The 19565-nt window shown below is 59.1% G+C and carries 15 protein-coding genes; 8 read left to right on the forward strand and 7 right to left on the reverse strand.

Annotation, left to right across the window (positions count from 1 at the left end; genetic code table 11):
• Nucleotides 1–47 precede the first annotated feature (47 nt).
• From AC4HNJ_RS16565 to AC4HNJ_RS16585, 5 genes are all read left to right on the forward strand, one after another.
• Nucleotides 48–2435: a 3-hydroxyacyl-CoA dehydrogenase/enoyl-CoA hydratase family protein gene (locus AC4HNJ_RS16565; protein ID WP_490480704.1), complete on the forward strand. Its 2388-nt coding sequence runs from the start codon at nucleotides 48–50 to the stop codon at nucleotides 2433–2435.
• Nucleotides 2436–2567: 132 nt separating this feature from the next.
• Entirely contained in the window at nucleotides 2568–3773 is a 1206-nt protein-coding gene (locus AC4HNJ_RS16570) for an acetyl-CoA C-acyltransferase (RefSeq protein ID WP_490480705.1), read from the forward strand.
• Nucleotides 3774–4050: 277 nt separating this feature from the next.
• Complete coding sequence (locus tag AC4HNJ_RS16575) at nucleotides 4051–5457, forward strand: MFS transporter (RefSeq protein ID WP_490480734.1); 1407 nt, start codon at nucleotides 4051–4053, stop codon at nucleotides 5455–5457.
• Between the two features lie 93 nt (nucleotides 5458–5550).
• Entirely contained in the window at nucleotides 5551–6252 is a 702-nt protein-coding gene (locus AC4HNJ_RS16580; protein WP_490480706.1) for a pirin family protein, read from the forward strand.
• Nucleotides 6253–6280: 28 nt separating this feature from the next.
• Nucleotides 6281–7279: an NAD(P)H-quinone oxidoreductase gene (locus AC4HNJ_RS16585; protein WP_490480707.1), complete on the forward strand. Its 999-nt coding sequence runs from the start codon at nucleotides 6281–6283 to the stop codon at nucleotides 7277–7279.
• Between the two features lie 13 nt (nucleotides 7280–7292).
• Here AC4HNJ_RS16585 and AC4HNJ_RS16590 read toward each other — a convergent pair whose 3' ends face one another.
• The 5 genes from AC4HNJ_RS16590 to cyoA are packed head-to-tail and all read right to left on the reverse strand — an operon-like array spanning nucleotide 7293 to nucleotide 11541.
• On the reverse strand, nucleotides 7293–7616 hold the full coding sequence (locus AC4HNJ_RS16590; RefSeq protein WP_490480708.1) for a hypothetical protein: 324 nt from the start codon (nucleotides 7614–7616) through the stop codon (nucleotides 7293–7295).
• Nucleotides 7617–7664: 48 nt separating this feature from the next.
• Nucleotides 7665–8099 (reverse strand): cytochrome o ubiquinol oxidase subunit IV, encoded by a 435-nt coding sequence (gene cyoD, locus AC4HNJ_RS16595; RefSeq protein ID WP_490480709.1) that lies wholly within the window; start codon nucleotides 8097–8099, stop codon nucleotides 7665–7667.
• On the reverse strand, nucleotides 8018–8626 hold the full coding sequence (gene cyoC, locus AC4HNJ_RS16600; protein ID WP_490480710.1) for a cytochrome o ubiquinol oxidase subunit III: 609 nt from the start codon (nucleotides 8624–8626) through the stop codon (nucleotides 8018–8020). The genes cyoD and cyoC overlap by 82 nt, the downstream gene beginning before the upstream one ends.
• A gap of 2 nt (nucleotides 8627–8628) precedes the next feature.
• Nucleotides 8629–10644, reverse strand: a complete 2016-nt coding sequence (gene cyoB, locus AC4HNJ_RS16605) for a cytochrome o ubiquinol oxidase subunit I (protein WP_490480711.1) — start codon at nucleotides 10642–10644, stop codon at nucleotides 8629–8631.
• Between the two features lie 6 nt (nucleotides 10645–10650).
• The gene (cyoA, locus tag AC4HNJ_RS16610; RefSeq protein ID WP_490480712.1) at nucleotides 10651–11541 is read right to left on the reverse strand and encodes a ubiquinol oxidase subunit II; all 891 of its coding nucleotides are present in this window, start codon (nucleotides 11539–11541) and stop codon (nucleotides 10651–10653) included.
• 262 nt (nucleotides 11542–11803) lie between these two features.
• Between cyoA and AC4HNJ_RS16615 the strand changes: the two genes are divergently transcribed.
• Complete coding sequence (locus AC4HNJ_RS16615) at nucleotides 11804–13189, forward strand: aminotransferase-like domain-containing protein (RefSeq protein ID WP_490480713.1); 1386 nt, start codon at nucleotides 11804–11806, stop codon at nucleotides 13187–13189.
• 40 nt (nucleotides 13190–13229) lie between these two features.
• On the opposite strand, the gene epmA is transcribed toward AC4HNJ_RS16615, so the two are convergent.
• Nucleotides 13230–14204 carry an EF-P lysine aminoacylase EpmA gene (epmA, locus tag AC4HNJ_RS16620; RefSeq protein WP_490480714.1) on the reverse strand — a complete coding sequence of 325 codons (975 nt, stop codon included), beginning with the start codon at nucleotides 14202–14204 and terminating at the stop codon, nucleotides 13230–13232.
• 4 nt (nucleotides 14205–14208) lie between these two features.
• Complete coding sequence (gene ligA, locus AC4HNJ_RS16625; RefSeq protein ID WP_490480715.1) at nucleotides 14209–16599, reverse strand: NAD-dependent DNA ligase LigA; 2391 nt, start codon at nucleotides 16597–16599, stop codon at nucleotides 14209–14211.
• A 224-nt stretch (nucleotides 16600–16823) separates the two neighbouring features.
• Here ligA and AC4HNJ_RS16630 point away from each other — a divergent pair, with 224 nt between their 5' ends.
• Both AC4HNJ_RS16630 and AC4HNJ_RS16635 read left to right on the forward strand, forming a co-directional pair.
• Nucleotides 16824–18281, forward strand: a complete 1458-nt coding sequence (locus tag AC4HNJ_RS16630; protein ID WP_490480716.1) for an MFS transporter — start codon at nucleotides 16824–16826, stop codon at nucleotides 18279–18281.
• Between the two features lie 43 nt (nucleotides 18282–18324).
• On the forward strand, nucleotides 18325–19527 hold the full coding sequence (locus AC4HNJ_RS16635) for a cation:proton antiporter (protein WP_490480717.1): 1203 nt from the start codon (nucleotides 18325–18327) through the stop codon (nucleotides 19525–19527).
• The last annotated feature ends 38 nt before the right edge of the window (nucleotides 19528–19565 follow it).

Consider the following 19565-nt stretch of genomic DNA (forward strand, 5'->3'; position numbering starts at 1 on the left):
TAGCGCTTTTCACCCCTCTGCTATGCATTCGTACCACGGAGAAGCCAATGACAGCTCCATCCCAACTGAAATCGGCCCTACGCATCCGCAAGGCCGCCGTGCTGGGCGCCGGTGTCATGGGCGCGCAGATCGCCGCCCATTTGACCAATGCCGACGTCGAAACCATCTTGTTCGATCTGCCCGCAAAGGAAGGCCCCAAGAGCAGCATCGCGCTCAAGGCCATCGAAAATCTTAAAAAGCTGTCCCCTGCTCCGCTGGCCGAGAGTGGTCGCGCTGCAGCCATCATCCCAGCCAATTACGACGACGATCTGGACAAGCTGAAAGACGTGGATCTGGTGATCGAGGCGATTGCCGAACGGATGGATTGGAAGCTGGATCTCTATAAGAAGATCGCCCCGCACGTCTCTCCCACTGCCGTGGTGGCCAGTAATACCTCGGGCCTTTCCATCAATGGTCTGGCCGATGCTTTGCCGGAAACCCTGCGCCATCGCTTCACCGGCGTGCACTTCTTCAATCCCCCTCGCTACATGCATTTGGTCGAGCTGATTCCAACCCGACTTACCGATACCAGCGTATTGGAGGGACTGGAAGCTTTCCTCACCACCACGGTTGGCAAGGGCGTGGTTTATGCGAAAGATACGCCGAACTTCATCGGCAACCGCATCGGCGTGTTCTCGATGCTGGCCACGATGCATCACACCGAGCAATACAAGCTCGGTTTCGATACCGCCGACGCACTGACCGGCCCCGCCATCGGCCGTCCCAAAAGTGCCACCTATCGCACCGCCGATGTCGTCGGCCTGGATACCATGGCGCACGTAATCAAAACCATGGCCGACACGCTGGCTGACGATCCCTGGCACGCGTATTTCAAAGCGCCGGCCTGGTTGAGCGCACTGATCGAACAAGGTGCCCTGGGCCAAAAGACGGGCGCTGGTTTTTATAAAAAAGCGGGCAAGGACATCGTGGTCCTGGATGTTGCCAAACGCGACTATCGTCCATCCGAACAAAAAGCTTCGGAGGAAGTATCAGCCATTCTCGCCATCAAAGATCCCGCAGAAAAATTCGGCAAATTGCGCACATCGAACGATCCACAAGCCCAATTCCTGTGGGCCACCTTCCGCGACCTCTTCCATTACACCGCCTACCACCTCGCTGATATTGCCGACACCGCACGTGATGTCGACTTCGCCATCCGCTGGGGTTACGGCTGGAAACTGGGACCGTTCGAAACCTGGCAAGCCGCCGGCTGGCAGCAAGTCGCCACCTGGATTCAAGAAGACATCGACGCGGGCAAGGCGATGAGCAAGGCGCCGCTGCCGAAGTGGGTCACCGATGGACGCCATGGCGTGCATGGCAAAAACGGTTCGTATTCGGCCGCTACTCATGCCGACAAGCCGCGGTCGGAGCACCCTGTCTACAAGCGCCAACTGTTCCCCGACGCCATCCTTGGCGAGACCTTCGACCAAGGTACAACCGTGTGGGAAAACGAGGGCATTCGCCTGTGGACGCTGGGCGACGACAACGTCGGCATCATCTCGTTCAAGACCAAGATGAACACGGTCAACGATCAGGTGCTCGACGGCATTCAACACGCCATCGGCATTGCCGAGGAGAAACTCAAGGCCGTGGTGATCTGGCAAACCAGCGAGCCCTTCTCTGCAGGCGCCGATCTCAAGGGCGCACTGGGCCTGTTGCAAGCCGGCAAGATCAAGGACTTCGAAGCCATGGTCGCTAACTTTCAACGCACCAGCATGCGTATCAAGCATGCGTTGGTTCCGGTTGTTGCTGCAGTACGCGGTCTTGCCCTGGGTGGCGGCTGTGAATTCCAGATGCATTCGGCACGCACCGTCGCAGCATTGGAAAGCTACATTGGCTTGGTCGAAGCCGGGGTAGGCCTGCTGCCCGCGGGCGGTGGCCTGCACGAGTTGGCCATTCGCGCCGCGCAATCCAATCCCTCCGACCCGTTCGAAGCACTGAAAAAAGTGTTCGAGACGGTAGCGATGGCGAAGGTATCCGGCAGCGCACTGGAGGCCAAGCAGCTCGGGCTGCTGCGCGAAAGCGATGTCGTCGTGTTCAACGCCTATGAATTGCTCTACGTCGCCAAGCAGGTCGCCAACTCATTGGCCGAAAGCGGTTGGCGCCCGCCGTTGTACGCACGCGGCATCCCGGTTGCCGGCGATGTCGGCACGGCCACGTTCAAAGCATCGCTTGCCAATCTGCAAGCGGGTTATTTCGCCTCCGAACACGACGTCGCCATCGCCACGCGCATTGCCGACACACTGTGCGGTGGCGCCATCGAACGCGGCTCGCTGGTGGACGAAGAATGGTTGCTGGAGCTGGAACGCAAGCACTTTGTGGAACTGGCGCAGACCGAGAAAACCCAGGCGCGCATTGCACACACCATGAGCACTGGCAAACCGTTGAGAAACTGACCCTCACTCCGGCGAAAGCCGGAGTCCAGCGGCTTTCGAATACCTCTGAAGACACTGGGTCCCGGCTTGCGCCGGGACGACGAAAACCAAAGGGCGTCGCTGCGCAACGCGCGACGCCACGGAGCAAAGACCATGACCAAGCAAGTGCAAGACGCCTACATCGTCGCCGCCACCCGCACCCCCGTCGGCAAGGCACCGCGCGGCGTATTCCGCAATACCCGTCCCGACGACATGCTCGCGCATGTCATCCGTGCCGTGATGGCACAAGCACCGGGCATCGACCCTCACCGCATCGGCGATGTCATCATCGGCTGCGCCATGCCAGAAGCCGAGCAAGGCATGAACGTGGCGCGTATCGGCCTGTTGCTCGCCGACCTGCCCGACACCGTACCTGGCGTCACCATCAATCGCTTCTGTTCATCCGGCCTGCAAGCCGTTGCCATGGCAGCCGATCGTATTCGCCTGGGGGAAGCTGATCTGATGATCGCTGGCGGTACCGAAAGTATGAGCATGGTGCCGATGATGGGCCACAAAGTGGCGATGAATCCGGCCATCTTCGATAACGAACACATCGGTATCGCCTATGGCATGGGCATCACTGCCGAAAACGTCGCCAAGCAGTGGAAGATTTCGCGCGAAGCGCAAGACGCTTTCGCCGCACAAAGCCACGAACGTGCCCTGGCAGCCATCAAGGCTGACGAGTTCAAGGAGGAGATCACCCCCTTCCAGTTGAACGACCATTACCCGGATCTCGCCACGCGCGGCATCAAGACCGACAGCCGCCTCATCGACACCGATGAGGGCCCTCGCGCAGGCAGTACGCCGGACGTGCTTGGCAAGCTGAAGACGGTGTTCCGCAATGGGCAGTTCGGCGGCACGGTCACGGCCGGCAACTCCTCGCAAACTTCGGACGGCGCTGGCGCAGTATTGCTGGCCAGCGAGCAGGCCATCAAGGACTACAACCTCACCCCGCTCGCTCGCTTTGTCGGCTACTCCGTCGCGGGCGTGCGTCCGGACATCATGGGCATCGGCCCCAAGGAGGCGATCCCGAAAGCACTCCAGCAAACCGGGATCAAGCAGGACCAGCTCGACTGGATCGAGCTCAATGAAGCCTTCGCTGCGCAGGCGCTTGCCGTGATGGGAGACCTCGGCCTGGATCCCGCCAAGGTAAACCCGCTTGGTGGCGCCATTGCATTGGGCCATCCATTAGGCGCTACCGGGGCCATCCGCGTGGCGACCCTGCTGCACGGCCTGCACCGTCGCAGACAGAAGTACGGCATGGTGACGATGTGCATTGGCACCGGCATGGGCGCCGCTGGCATTTTCGAGGCCATCTGATCCCATCGATTGAGCGATCGCACCCTCCTCTCCCACGGGGAGGGTGCAGGTGAGGAAGGGCCTTACCAGAAGGCTGACCACCAGCACAGCAAGAACAGCGTCAACCGCTTGTTCTGATATCTCAGCAAGCGAATAATGCACTCCGCTGCGGCGCACACCCCCGATGCGCCCACATCCCGAGTGCTCTTCGCATGCTTGCCGACAAGGCACAGATACGCTGCGCTCACCGCAGGCACCTCTTGTGAGCGCGCTGGGTGAGGACAAGATTGACGCAACAATGATGAGCCAGCCGGCTTATCCCGACTACCGCGTCATTTCTTTGATCGTAGGCTGCGCAATCTTCCTTGAGCAGGTAGACGGCACTGTGCTGGCCACCGCGCTACCTACCATGGCCCGCGATTTTCACGTCGCCGCTCCAGCCATGAGCATGGCCATTACCAGTTACCTGCTTGCACTGGCCATTCTCATTCCGGTGAGCGGTGCCATCTCGGACCGCTTGGGTGCCAAGCGCGTATTCAACAGCTCCATCGTGGTGTTCATCGTCGGGTCCATCTTGTGCTCGTTGACCCGAAGCCTGCCGATGATGGTGGCGGCACGACTGGTCCAAGGCACGGGCGGCGCGATGATGGCGCCGGTTGGAAGGCTGGTCATCCTGCGTACGGTAGAACGCCGTCACTTAGTCTCGTCCATGATGTGGACGCTCATACCCGCCCTGCTCGGCACCATGGCCGGCCCACCACTGGGTGGCTTCATCGTCGAGTATCTGGACTGGCGCTGGATTTTCTACATCAACGTACCGATCGGAGTACTGGGCTATTGGCTGGTAAGACGCTATATCCCCGTTGTGCATAGCGTGACGCAACCTGCGCGTTTTGATTGGTTGGGCTTTGCGCTCTGCAGCATCGGACTCGGTTGCTTGCTGTTCGGGCTGGAACTGTTCGGCGAAAGCAGCAACCTCCGCACGGCGTTGATGTTGCTGGCCATCGGCGCAGCCTCCTGCCTCGCTTACGTATGGCATGCCAGACACTGCACCAACCCGGCAGTGGATCTCACCTTGCTGCGTATCAACTCGTTCCGCTTGTCGGTGATTTCCGGCTCGCTGATGCGTATCACGCAGGGCGCCCAGCCATTTCTACTTCCGCTACTGCTGCAAATCGGCCTGGGCTTTTCAGCTTTGCGCAGCGGCCAGCTGGTCTTGGCGGTCTCGGTAGGTGCCATGCTGGCCCGCGTGCTCACCACGCGCGTGTTGCGCTGGATCGGTTTCCGCCGCGCCATGGTTTACAACGGCGTATTGGCCAGCATGAGCTACGCCGTATGCGCGTTTTTCCACGCCGATTGGCCATTCTGGCTGATGTTCGGCTTGCTTGTGGGTTGCGGCGTAGTGATGTCGTTCCAGTTCGCTGCCTACAACACTATCGCCTACGAGGCCGTTCCTACCGAACGCATGAGCGCCGCCAACAGCTTTTATTCCACCCTGCAGCAGCTCATGTTGTCGATGGGGGTTTGTTTCGGCGCCCTGATTCTCAGGCTGGCCATGACGGTAAGTCACAATACCGAGCCCAGCCGCCTGAATTTCTCGGCGGCTTTTCTGGTCGTCACGTTGATATCGCTGAGCTCCACCTACTGGCATCGCGCCTTTGCACCGGACGCCGGGCATGAGATGAGCGGTCACCGCCAACGCTAAATAACCTATGCAACACACTGTTTCCCTGGCGATGGTTCTGCCCTGCTACGACCGCCCTTATCTTGGCGCCATCCAAATCAACAGAGGTGTCCCATGATCGAACGCCGTCCATTCGAAAGTCTTGGTGGGGCCAACCACGGCTGGCTGCAAGCCAAGCATCACTTTTCGTTTGCTGGATACCATGATCCCAAGCGTATGGGTTGGGGTGCGCTGCGCGTGTGGAACGACGACACCATCGCCTCGCAGACGGGTTTTCCGCCACATCCGCACGCGGACATGGAAATCATCACCTACGTGCGAGAGGGCGCTATCACCCACCGTGACAATCTCGGGAACGAAGGTCGCACGGTGGCTGGCGATGTGCAGGTGATGAGTGCGGGCAGCGGCATCACGCACAGCGAATACAACCTGGAGCCGGGCGCCACGCGCATTTTCCAAATCTGGATCATCCCGGACGAGCAAGGGCGCGCGCCATCCTGGGGCACGAAGCCGTTTCCTGTCGGCGAACGGTCGGGGCGTTTCGTAACCCTGGCGAGCGGCATGCCGGACGATACCGACGCCCTGCCCCTTCGCACGAACGCCCGTGTGCTCGGCGCTACGCTCAAAGCCGGCGAAACCGTTCGCTACACATTGGGCGAACAGCGTTATGGCTATCTTGTGCCGGCCACCGGTGTCGTGGAGCTCAACGGTATTCGCCTGCAGGCCCGCGACGGTGCCGCGATCCGCGATGAAAGCCAGCTCGAAGTCAAGGCGCTCGAAGACAGTGAACTGGTGCTGGTCGATTCGAGCCGCTAAACGCCAGAGGAGCGTCAGGATGCCGTTGATGCAAGCCATCGAAATCACCCACTTCGGTGGCCCGGAAGTGCTGTCTCCTGTGGAGCGCCCAGTGCCGCAACCGGGCGCGGGCGAAGTATTGATCAAAGTCGCGGCGTCGGGCGTCAACCGGCCGGATGTTTTTCAACGCATGGGGCACTATGCGCCGCCGCCCGGCGCCTCGGCACTGCCCGGCCTGGAAGTTTCCGGCGAACTTATCGATGGCGACTTCAGCAGCTCCAATCCGTTTGGCCTCAAACGCGGCGATGCGGTATGTGCGCTGCTCGCCGGCGGCGGCTATGCGCAATACGCCATCGCACCGTTAGGCCAGTGCTTGCCGGTGCCTCAAAGCATGAGTGTGCTTGAAGCAGCATCGCTGCCGGAAAATTACTTCACCGTGTGGAGCAACGTCTTCGATCGCGGACGACTGAGTCAACGCGAAAACGGTTCACCGGAAAGCCTGCTGGTACAGGGCGGCTCCAGCGGCATCGGCGTGACAGCCATCCAGCTCGCGCACGCACTGGGTCATCCTGTCTTCGCTACCGCCGGCAGCCCGGAAAAATGCCAGGCGTGCGAAGCACTCGGGGCACGCGCCATCAACTATCGCACCGATGATTTTGTTGCACGGGTAAAGAGCTGGACTGATGGTCGCGGCGTAGACGTGATCCTCGACATGGTGGCCGGCGATTATGTCCCTCGCGAACTCGACGCCTTGGCCGATGACGGTCGCCTGGTCATGATTGCGACCTTAGGCGGAAATACGGCAACCATGGACATAAGCAAGCTGATGCGTCGCCGCCTCACTCTCACCGGCTCCACGTTGCGCCCCCGGCCCACCGCTTTTAAAGCGGCGATTGCGCAAAAACTGTATGAGCGCGTATGGCCGCTGTTTGCCCAAGGACGCCTTCATCCGGTTATCCATGAAGTGTTCCCCGCGCAGGAGGCGGCGCGTGCACACTCGCTGATGGAAAGCAGCGCGCATATCGGCAAGCTGTTATTGCGCTGGTGATATCCCGTCGTCGCTACGATCGTTTGGATCGCCATAGCAAACCTCGAACCAGCAAGCCGATACCCAAGAGCCCTGTCGATGCGCCATAGCCGCAAAGTGCAGGTTTGACCTGATGCCATATCTCGCCGCTTTGGCGACCGAATACTCCGATGCTGACGGAGGTTTCCTCATACGTCAGCGTCGTGATGCCAACGCATACCCACAACGTCAGGCAAATGATGGCGACGTCGTATAGACGACGAGCCACCGTAACGCGCGTGGTTCTCGGGTAAGCCCAATACAGCCAGATCAGAACCAGCCAGGTGGGACTGAGCAGTAGCAAGGCTAGATAGCGCATGGCATCGCAGTAATGTGGGGATCGGGTCGCACGATGCCTTTTCGTTGCTCAGTCTTTCGACATGGCGCGTTCGATGCTCATCTGGACAGGCATCATATTGACGTTCGCATTGTGCATCACCCACAGCGAGCCCGCGACAACGATGATGATAAGAAACCCCGTGCAAATGAAAATCGCCGTGTTGGCGCGCTGGTCCTGATGACTGCCCAGGTGCAGAAAATACACTAGCTGTACCAGCAGTTGCAGAACACACAGCACGACGATGGCTGGCAGGCGCATGTCGGGAGACACGGCCTGAGTCATCACCACACCAAAGGCCAGGGCCGTCATCACCAATGACAGGATTAGCCCTACCGCGTAACTGCGTGCACTACTATGCGATGCATGGCTCTTTGCCGTTTTCATACAAATGCCCGCAAGTAAATAAGAGTAAAAACGCAGATCCAGACCAGATCCAGGAAATGCCAGAACAAGCTCAGGCATGCGAGACGGCGTTGAACAACATCATCCAGCCCGAAGCGCATCACCTGATGCATCATCACCACGATCCAAAGCAATCCGCAGGTCACGTGCAAGCCATGCGTACCTACCAGGGTGAAATACGAAGAGAGAAAGGCACTGGTGTCCGGCCCTGCACCTTCGTGAATCAGCTTGGCGAATTCGTAGCATTCCATGCCGATGAAAGCGACGCCCAATAGTAGCGTCATCATGAGCCAGCCGAGCACGAGGCGCTTCTTCCCTGCGCGCAACCCAAGCGTGGCCAGACCGAACGTATAGCTGCTCAGCAATAGCAATACTGTCTCGGCCAGGACGAAGGGCAGTTCGAAGAGATCCTTCCCGTCTGGGCCACCCGCGGTATTCCGCATCAAGACACCGAAGGTCGCGAACAGCACCGAGAAAATCAGGCAGTCGCTCATCAGGTAGATCCAGAACCCCAGCGTGGTCCTGGAGCCATCGTCGTGCACGGCATGCGAATGAATGGTTTGATCAACCGTGACAGCATGATTCATGGTCAGGCTACCTTTTGCTGTTCGCGCGTCATGTCAAATGGCCTGATGACGCTTTGCAATGACACGAGACGAGCCCGTTCGATCCGCTCTACTTCGGCAGCAGGAACGAGATAGTCGACATCCCGGTCGTAGCTGCGAGCGATAAATGTCAGGATCACTCCTGCCAGGCCAGTCACCGCCAACCACCAGATATGCCACACCAGTGCGAAGCAAAGTACGAGACTGAAGGCGGAGATCACCACGCCAGCGCCCGTATTCCTTGGCATATGGATGTCTTCGTAATACGCGCTCGGCCGGTAAGCCCGCCCTGCCCGCTTATCATCCCAATGTTGTTCCAGCGAGGTGATGTCAGGCACATGTGCAAAGTTGTAAAACGGTGCCGGCGAAGCCGTGCCCCATTCAAGACTCCGACCATCCCAAGGGTCGCCGGTGAGGTCGCGAGTGGCTTCGCGTTCTTTGATACTGACGGCGAGCTGGATGATCAGCGCCACGATACCCGCACCGATGATCATCGCGCCAATCAACGCCACCACCAGCCACGGATGCCAGGCAGGCACGGCATAGTGATTCATGCGCCGCGTCATACCCATGAACCCAAGCACGTAGAGCGGCATGAAGGCGAGATAGAAACCAACCAGCCAACACCAAAACGATACCTTGCCCCAGAACTCGTTGAGCGTGAAGCCGAATACCTTGGGGAACCAGAAACTCATCCCCGCCAGGCATCCGAACACGACTCCGCCAATGATCACGTTATGGAAGTGGGCGACCAGGAACAGACTGTTGTGCAGCACAAAATCTGCCCCCGGCACAGCCAGCAGCACGCCCGTCATGCCACCCACCGCGAAGGTCACCATGAAACCGATCGTCCACATCGTGGCAGAGTGATAACGAATGCGTCCGCGATACATCGTGAACAGCCAATTGAATAGCTTTACGCCGGTGGGAATCGAAATGATCGACGTCATGATGCCGAAGAAAGCATTGACGTTTGCGCCCGATCCCATCGTGAAAAAGTGGTGCAGCCAGACGAAAAACGAGAGGATGCCGATCGAACACGTGGCGTACACCATCGACTTGTAGCCGAACAGCGGCTTGCCGGAAAACGTGGCGATGATTTCCGAAAATGCACCGAAGCACGGCAGGATCAGGATGTATACCTCCGGGTGTCCCCACACCCAGATGAGATTGATATACATCATGGCGTTGCCGCCCAGTTCGTTGGTGAAAAAATGCATACCCAGGTAGCGGTCCGCGGCCAGCAAGGCCAAGGTTGCCGTCAGGACCGGAAACACGGCAACGATCAAGATATTGGTAATCAGCGCCGTCCAGACGAACACCGGCATCTTCATCAGATTCATACCCGGGGCGCGCATGCGCAGGATGGTCACGATGAAGTTGATCCCGGTGAGCGTCGTTCCCAAACCAGAGGCTTGCAGCGACCATATGTAATAGTCGACGCCCACTGTCGGGCTATAGCCAAGTTCTGACAGCGGCGGATAGGCTACCCAGCCGGTCGCCGCGAAATCACCGACGAACATCGACAGCATCACCAGTACCACGCCCACTACCGACAGCCAGAAACTGAGCGAATTGACGAATGGGTAGGCGACGTCTCGCGCACCGATCTGCAAGGGCACGACCACATTCATCAGGCCGACGATAAAAGGCGTCGCCACGAAGAAGATCATGATCACGCCATGCGCCGTAAAGATCTGGTCGTAATGGTGCGGCGGCAAATAGCCTGCGGCGTCGCTGTACGCCATCGCTTGTTGCGCACGCATCATGATCGCGTCGGCAAAGCCGCGCAGCAACACGACCAAGGCAAGCACGATGTACATCACGCCGATGCGCTTGTGGTCGACGGACGTTATCCATTCCTTCCAGAGATAAGTCCATTTGCCGTAATAGGTGATAGCGCCTAATAGCGTCGCACTGAGCAACATGACGATCACCAATGTGCCCATGATGATCGGCTCATGGAACGGAATGGCATCCAGGGTGAGTTTTCCGAACATGGTGACTTACTCCGACGTTGTAGCGGCCTTGCGCCGCAAACCTGTGCCTTGCTTTGAGGCATCTCCCAACACCGCACCGCATATAAGACTGCCTCTCGGTCCACGCATGAACTGGTCGACAATGCGATCGAACAGATCCGTATCGACATGGGCATACAGCGTTACCGGATGCTTGACGCTTGGTGCCTCAAGAACCTGATAGCCACTTTTGTCCAAGACCAGCGGAGAGGCTTGCGCTTGACGAATCCACGCATCGAATGTCTTACGGTCGGTGGCCGCCACATCGAAATGCATATCGGAAAAACCGGGCCCGCTGAATGCCGAAGACAAACCGAGATAGTGCCCGGGATGGTTGGCGATCAAATGCAGCTGTGTCTGCATGCCGGCCATCGCATAGACCTGACTGCCAAGCTGGGGGATAAAGAAGGAATTCATCAGCGATGCGGCCGTGAGCTTGAACTCGATCGGTGTATCGACGGGGATAGCCAGTTGATTGACCGAGGCGACACCGTAATCCGGATAGATAAAAAGCCACTTCCAGTTCAGCGCCACCACATCCACATGGACTGGAGCGGTCTTGGAATCGATCGGCTTGTAGGGATCCAGTGTGTGTGTCGTACGCCAGATCAGCACCGCCAAAATGGCGACGATGACGCAAGGAATGGTCCACACCACGATCTCGATTCGGGTGGAATGCGCCCACTGCGGCGCGTACATAGCACCACGGTTGGAGGCCCGGTAACGCCATCCGAAGTACAAGGTCAACGCGATGACGGGAATCACCACCAGCAACATCAACCCCAACGCGATCAGAATCAGGCGCTTCTCTTCGATGCCCACTTCACCTTGTGGCGTAAAAAGCGCCAGATCGCATCCGCTCAGCAGCAAAAGCGGCATAACGCACAACGCACGCCATAAGGCGCGGCTATAGCAGCCAAGAAACTGGCGCCTCCCGGGAGGAGAGCAAACCGTCCGAACCGAGGTAAGACGAGTCATAGAACCTGCTTGATGCGAATCGCTCGCGTGAGGGCACGCTCGACCTGGGGGCAACATTGCTTTACCGCCCCTTGTCGAATGCATGGATTTATTGTGCTGTTGTATGCATGCTATGCAGAGACAATATCCATACATCGACGACAAAGTGACGCAGGACAGCAGCATGGCGATGACCGACGGGACCCATACCAGCTGGATTACCCCACTCCGGCACGGCGCCGGCCCGCGCTACCTACAAATCGTTGCCGCCCTCGAGCAGGCCATCGGAGAGGGGCGCTTACGCGCGGGTGATCGCATGCCTCCGCAGCGCCGTCTGGCGGATCTTCTCAAGGTGGATCTCACCACCGTGACGCGCGCGTACGAGGAAGCGAAACGGCGGCATCTGCTCAAAGCCAGAGGCGCACTAGGTACCTATGTGGCTGCGGCCAAAATCGAACTCACGCAGTCCATCGACCTAAGCATGAACATCCCACCGCCGCCCGCCGACGTCGACCTGCGCGAAGTGATGCAACGAGGATTGGCTCAGGTGTTAATGCGCACCGACGCCCATGAATTGATGAGCTATCACCTCGGTGGTGGTAGCCCGATGGACCGGGCGGCCGGCGCCATCTGGTTGAAACCCATGTTGGGCACCATCTCACCCAATCGCATCATGGTCTGCCCTGGCGCGCAATCCGCCCTGGCTGCGCTCATGCTTGCTCTCACCCGCCCCGGCGACGCCATGGCATGCGAATCACTGGTATACCCAGGACTACTTTCCATCGCGGAGCAGTTGGGGCGGCGCCTTGTTCCGATCGTCAGCGATGCAGCGGGTATGCGGCCCGATGGCTTGGAGGAAGCCTGCCGCCGTGAGGGTATCCGAGCCGTCTACCTCAATCCCACCTTGCAAAACCCCACCACGTTAACGATGCCCGCTCAACGCCGGCAAGACATTGCTCGCACTGCCATCGCATGCGGCGTAAAAATCATTGAGGATGATCCGTACTGGTTGCTCGCCGAGGACCCGCCTTCACCGCTCAGCAGAATGGCGCCTACGCAGGTCTACTACATTGCAACGCTATCCAAATGCCTTGCCCCTGGTCTGCGCACCGCATATGTCGCATTGCCCGATAGCACTGAACAAAATCGTCTTTTGCCGGCACTACGATCCTTCGCCTTGATGTCGACGCCACTGACCATGGGGCTGGTCACTCAATGGATTTACGACGGCACGATCGCGTCCTTGCTGAAGGGGGTCAAGAGCGAAGCCAAAGCCCGGCAAGATATCGCCATTCGCCTGCTCATTTCGGCAGGCAATGCACAGCACGGGGGCATTCACGTATGGCATCAGCTGCCGGATCATTGGACCTCACCGGATCTGGCGCGTGCTGCGCAACGCGAAGGATTGGCAGTCTCTGAAGCTGAAGCCTTCACTATCGGACCAGAACGGCCCAATGCCATTCGAATTTCCTTGGGCGGCGCGCAGAACCGCCCGGATCTCTCCGCTGCCCTGACGCGCCTGGTCGACCTGTTAGTCCACGCCCCCTCTCCGAGGCCGGTTGTCATCTAGGAGCCGCCTGCGACCTCTGCCCCCGCTCTTGGATCAAGCCTCACGCTTGCGAAAAAGGAAAAGCGAGCACGTCAGCGATTTTGTCGGTGCCGGCCATGCACATCAGCAGGCGCTCGATCCCCAAGGCCACGCCAGCGCAGTCAGGCATCCTGCTGAGCACCGCCAACAGACGTTCATCGATCGGCATTTCCCGCAGACCGCGTTCGCGTCGACGGACGTTATCGCGTTCAAAGCGCGTGCGTTGCTCTCCGGCATCGTTGAGTTCGTGATAGCCGTTCGCCAATTCGTGCGACCCCACATAGAGCTCGAAGCGTTCGGCCAGTGGTGGATCGCCGGGGCGAATGCGCGCCAGTGCGCATTGTGTGGCGGGGTAATCGTGAATCACCGTAATGCGGTCGCGCGGAAACGCTGGCTGCAGCTTGTGCGTTATCAGCAAATCAAGCCAGTCATCGCGGGTAAGTCCGGTCGGATCGATGTGATAATCGTCCAAGGGTGCGCGCAACGCATCAATAGGCGCATGCAAAGGATCCAAACCAAGTTCATCGAGAAAGAGTTGCCGATATCCCTCGATGACAACCTCTACCCTTCGACCCACCGATGCCAGGGAGGCTTCGACCAGTGCGATCACTTCCTCCATCAGCTGTCGATGATTCCACCCGACACGGTACCATTCCAGCATGGTGAATTCGGGATTGTGCCGCTCTCCTGCTTCGCCGTTGCGAAACACCCGCCCGAGTTCGTAGCAATCCCCCACTCCACTGGCAAGCAGGCGCTTCAAGGGATATTCCGGCGACGTGCGTAACCAACGTTCACGTGTACCGGCATCAACGTGCCCAGTAAACAAAGAGCTGAAACTTTCGATGTTCGGATCGGTATTACCCGCTGCCGACAGGATCGGTGTTTCCACCTCTAAGACAGCACGCTCGGCAAAAAAGGCGCGGATCATGGCATACAATTGTGCACGCCCCTGCAAACGCTGGCGGAAGGGAGTCACTGTTTGCCTGCCGAAATCCATGGCTTCAGGCTCCATGACGCTTGAGCAGGCTGAGCAACTGCGTCTCGTCCCACACCTCCACACCGAGCTCCTGAGCCTTGTCGAGCTTGGAGCCTGCCGCTTCGCCCGCCACTACGAAACGGGTCTTCTTGGAGACGCTACCGGCCACCTTGGCACCCAGTGCTTCCAGTTTTTCCTTGGCTTCGTCGCGGCTCATGCTGGCAAGCGTGCCGGTAAGCACCACCGTTTGGCCTGCCAGCGGCAACGCATCAAGCTTCGTGGAATGTTGTGGCGTCGCCGCGAGCAAACGATGCATGGCCGACTCGGCTGCTTCCAGCTGACGGCGACGGGCGTGATCGGCAAGAAATACATCAAGGCTGGATGCGGCATTTTGCGACAAACCCGCCGTAATCCAATGCGACATGCCGCTGCTATGCAATTGGCTCACGGAAGGGAAATGCATCGCAAGCAGTTCGGCATTACGGCCACCTATGCCATTGATGCCCGCGTCTGCCAGCAGCACAGCCAGGCTGAGCTTCTGATGCAGGCGCGGCGATGGATCCGCCTCGTCGCCAAGCACCACACCTGCCTTTAACAGCGCGTCAACCACATCCTCATTGCCTTTCTGTTTGAAGAACGCCTCGATCGATCCAGCTACTTCCGCGCCGATATCCGGCAGCTCCCGCAAGATCGGAGCCGGCATGCTGCGCACCCAATCAAGTCGTCCCAGCCATGAAGCCAGCGTCTTCGCCGTGCTTTCGCCGATATGCACGATTCCCAGCGCATAAAGAAAACGCGCCAACGTGGTTTTTTTACTGGCCTCAATGCCATCGATCAGGTTTTCGGCCCACTTGGTGGCGATCTTGCCGGCTTTCACGGTTTCCGGCGTGGTTCCATCGCGCTCGTCCGCGCGGCGCTTCATGTCGAGCAGATCGTCTAATGTCAGCTTGTACAGATCAGCCGCCGTGTGCACAAAACCGAAATCGACCAGCGCATCGACAAAACGCTCGCCGATGCCTTCGATATCCATCGCACGGCGCGAAGCAAAATGGATCAGCGCTTCCTTGCGCTGGGCAGCGCAGATCAGTCCGCCCGAGCAGCGCCATGCGGCTTCGCCCTCTTCGCGCACTAAGGCCGATCCGCAGACAGGACAGTGCGAAGGCATTTTCCATGGATGCGTTTGTGCCGGCCGACGATCAGGAATCACACGTACGACTTCCGGAATCACATCACCGGCGCGACGCACGATAACCGTATCGCCGACTCGCACATCCAGACGCGCTACCTGATCGGCATTGTGCAACGTCGCATTGGTGACGGTGACCCCTGCAACCTGCACGGGCGCAAGGCGCGCCACCGGTGTCGCGGCGCCGGTGCGCCCAATCTGGATCTCGATCGCGTCCACCGTCGTACTCTGTTCTTGCGCTGGGAATTTATGCGCGAGCGCCCAGCGTGGCGCACGCGCGACATAACCCATCTCACGCTGTCCCACGTAATCGTCCAGCTTGTAGACAACGCCGTCGATGTCGTAGGGCAGCTTGTCGCGCTTTGTACCGATGCGCCTGAAATAGGCGATCAGGCCGTCAAAGCCCGTGGCCGTGCTTACTTCACGCGATACGGGGAAGCCCCATTCGCGCAACTTCTGCAAGGTCACGGAATGGGTGGATGGTAAATCGGCCCCCTCTACTACGCCGACAGCGTAGGCATAAAAGCTAAGCCTACGTTTGGCCGTGATCGCCGGATCGAGCTGCCGCAGAGAGCCGGCGGCGCCGTTGCGTGGATTCGCCAACGCCTTTTCACCATGCTCGCGTGCATAGGCATTGAAGGCCTCGAAATCCTTGCGCAGCATGATGACCTCCCCACGCACTTCGAGCACGCGCGGCCAGTCATCCCCTCTCAGGCGCAATGGAATGGCGCGCACGGTACGAAGATTCGCAGTGACATCCTCGCCAGTCTCACCATCGCCACGTGTAGCACCTTGCACGAACAAACCGTTCTCGTAGCGCAAGCTGATCGCCAAGCCGTCCAGTTTCGGTTCCACAGAGAACACCGGATGGCGGCGCCCAAGCGTCTGTTCGATGCGCCGCTCAAATTCCGCCACTTCGCGATAACGTTCGCGATCGTCATTGCCATCCTGCTCGAAGGCATTGGCCAGCGACAGCATCGGCAACGCATGGCGCACCTCCGCAAAGCCGCCTCGCGCGCGTGCTCCAACCTGCCGGGTGGGCGAGTCCGGCGTAGCCAGCTCCGGGTGGTCCGATTCAAGCTTCTCCAGCTCGCGCAGCAGCTTGTCGTATTCAGCGTCGGTAATTTCGGGATCGTCAAGCACGTAGTAGCGATAGTTGGCGTGCTCGATCCGCTGACGAAGGTCTTGGGCGCGCTGCGCCGGAGTAAGGGATGCTGACGATTTGCTCATGCGCGAAGTGTAACGATTCCGTGCCGGTGTTCCCTCTCCCTTTTCCGGGAGCGGGCCGGCAGCCTTGCGACAGGTTCGTTTCTTGGCCGGAAGGTATTCGAACCATAGTTCACAATCATGACCGTTCCATGCGATCGACCGCCATACCAACTCTTCCCTCAAAACAGAAAGCGAGTAAGTGATCCTTAATCCAATTAGCTGCCATAGCAGTTATCATACCCCTCATGCCTCCCTCGCCCGCCGTTCCATCTGCCACCACTGACGTAGTCACGGCAGATGCGGTAACGGGCGTTTCTTCGCGCCAGCGCTACGGTGGCCTGATCTGGCTGGTATCGGCCGCGTTTTTTATGCAGGCGCTCGATTCCACCATCGTCAATACGGCGGTGCCAGCCATCGCGACAGCCTTGCATCAAACGCCGCTGAACATGCGCAGCGCGCTGACCAGTTACGTTCTCACCCTTGCCATCTTGATTCCCGCAACGCCCTGGCTATGTGACCGCTTCGGTACGCGGCGCGTATTCGGCATAGCGATCAGCATATTCGCTATCGGCTCCTTGCTCTGCGGTGTCTCTCAAACGCTGACGGAACTGGTTCTGGCGCGTGTGTTGCAAGGTTGCGGTGGTGCGGCATTGATGCCGGTGGGGCGTTATGTGTTGGTCCGCACGATCGACAAACGCGACTTTGTGCAAATCATGAGTACGGTCGCCACCTTCGGCCTGCTGGGCTCTGTGCTTGGTCCCTTGCTGGGTGGTGCTTTGGTGGAATACACCAACTGGCGATTGATCTTCCTGCTCAATGTTCCAGTAGGCATCGTTGGCGTATGGCTCAACCAGCGTGAAATGCCTGAATACCGACTGGATACCGCCAATCGCTTCGACCTGTTCGGCTTCTTGCTGTTTGCTGCCTCGTCTGCCCTGCTGCTGGCGGCCTCGGAATTTGCCGCCGACGAAAACATCCACTGGATGGAAATGGGTACATTCGTTGTGCTTGCGATAGTTTTCGGAGCGCTCTACGTGTGGCATAGCCGGCGCACGGAACATCCCGTAGCAGATCTTGGCTTGCTGCGTGTGCGCAGCGTGTGGGTGGCACTGTCTGGCAATCTGCTCACCCGACTGGGTATCAGCGGCATGTTCCTGTTGATCGTGCTGTTCTTGCAGGTCGGTTGTGGCTGGTCTCCCCTCATGGCAGGTTTGATGATGGTGCCCCAGGCGCTTGGCTCGATCTGCGCGAAATGGCTGGTGAACCGAACCCTGGTCCGGCTGGGTTACCGGCGACTGCTATTTGGCAATACGCTGATGGTGGCTGCGCTGCTCGCCATGTTTGCGCTGCTTGGTCCGCACACACCCACGGCGCTGATTGCCTTGCTGGTGTTCGTCTACGGGGGCTTCACTGGTATTCAGTACACGGTGATGAACACGTTGGTTTATACGGACTTGGACATCAAGCATGCTTCGATGGCGTCATCGATGGCGTCCACCACCCAATACCTCTCCATGAGCTTTGGCATTGCGCTGGCTACACTGTTGATGCAAACGCTGCTGCACGGCCAGAGCAGCGCCGCATACGTGGTCGCCTTCCGCTGGACCGTGATCGTGCTTGCCCTCACTACGGCAGTCGCCAGCCGCGTATTTTCCCGACTCGACACGACACCGCCGGCCGTTCGCGTGTCAACAGCCACCTGAACCGGTAGCATGGCGGATCTACTCATGATCGCCGACACCGACCATGCATCACGCCAACGAGATTCTGTTCTCGCTCTTCATCGTCTTCGTCACCGCGCAAATCGGCTCCGAGATTGCGCAACGGCTGAAGCTGCCCGGCGTAGTCGGCGAGATCACCGCGGGCTGTGTGATCGGCCCTTCCCTGTTGGGCTGGATTACGCCCGAACAAATCGCTGCCGGTACACCGCTGGACGTGCTGGCCGAGATCGGCGTGGTGTTGCTACTGTTCTCGGTCGGGATCGAAACGCGGCTGGAAGATCTCAAGAAAGTCGGCAAGGCAGCGTTCCTGGTGGGCGTACTGGGTGTATTGATCCCATTCTTCATGGGCAGCGTCTGGGCGCATTCGAGCGGATTCGACTGGAGCAAATCGCTGTTCGTCGCTGCGGCCTTCGTCGCCACATCGGCAGGTATTACGGCTCGCGTGTTGCAGGAGCTCAATGTGCTGCAGCGCGTGGAAAGCAAGGTGATCCTCGGCGCGGCCGTGATCGACGATATTCTGGCGATGCTGCTGCTAGGTGTGGTGGCCTCGCTTCAAGGCGGTGAAGGCTTCGATCCTACGCATCTGATCATGGTGCTGGCAGGCGCCATCGGCTTTGTCGCGGTGATCGGCTGGGGCGGCACGCGCGTCATGCGCTGGAACTCTACCTGGCTGGAAAAGCCGCGCAGCGCGTATTCCCCACTGCTGATTGTGCTGGCGCTGTGCCTGGGCCTTGCCTATGTATCCACCCTGTTCGGACTGGCGGCGATCATTGGCGCGTTCCTCGCTGGCATGATTGCTTCCGAAACACGGCAGCAACACATCCTGGAAAAGCAGATCCAACCCTTGCTGGCATTACTGACGCCGTTCTTCTTCGTGCTGACCGGCAGCAAGATCGACCTGCATCAGCTCGGCAGCGCCGACGCACTGATTGCACTCACTGTCGTCACTGTCATCGCCATTGTTTCCAAACTGCTCGGCGGCTTCCTCGGGTCGCTATCGCTGGGCCGCATAGGTGCGACCATTGTCGGCTTCGGCATGGTGCCGCGCGGCGAAGTGGGTGTGGTCATCGCCAGCCTCGGCCTGGCCGCTGGCGTTTTCAACGATCAGATGTACGCGATCATTGTCGCTATGTCATTGCTGACAGCGATGGTCACGCCCCCCATCCTTGCCTGGTTGCTCAAGCGAACCAGCAAGGCAACACCCGCTACCGAAATTCCTGGTGCCTGATACATCAACGCTCCCTGCAGCAGCGAGAGGGAGCGCAA

It is taken from the genome of Dyella sp. SYSU CM1112 (assembly GCF_058216415.1).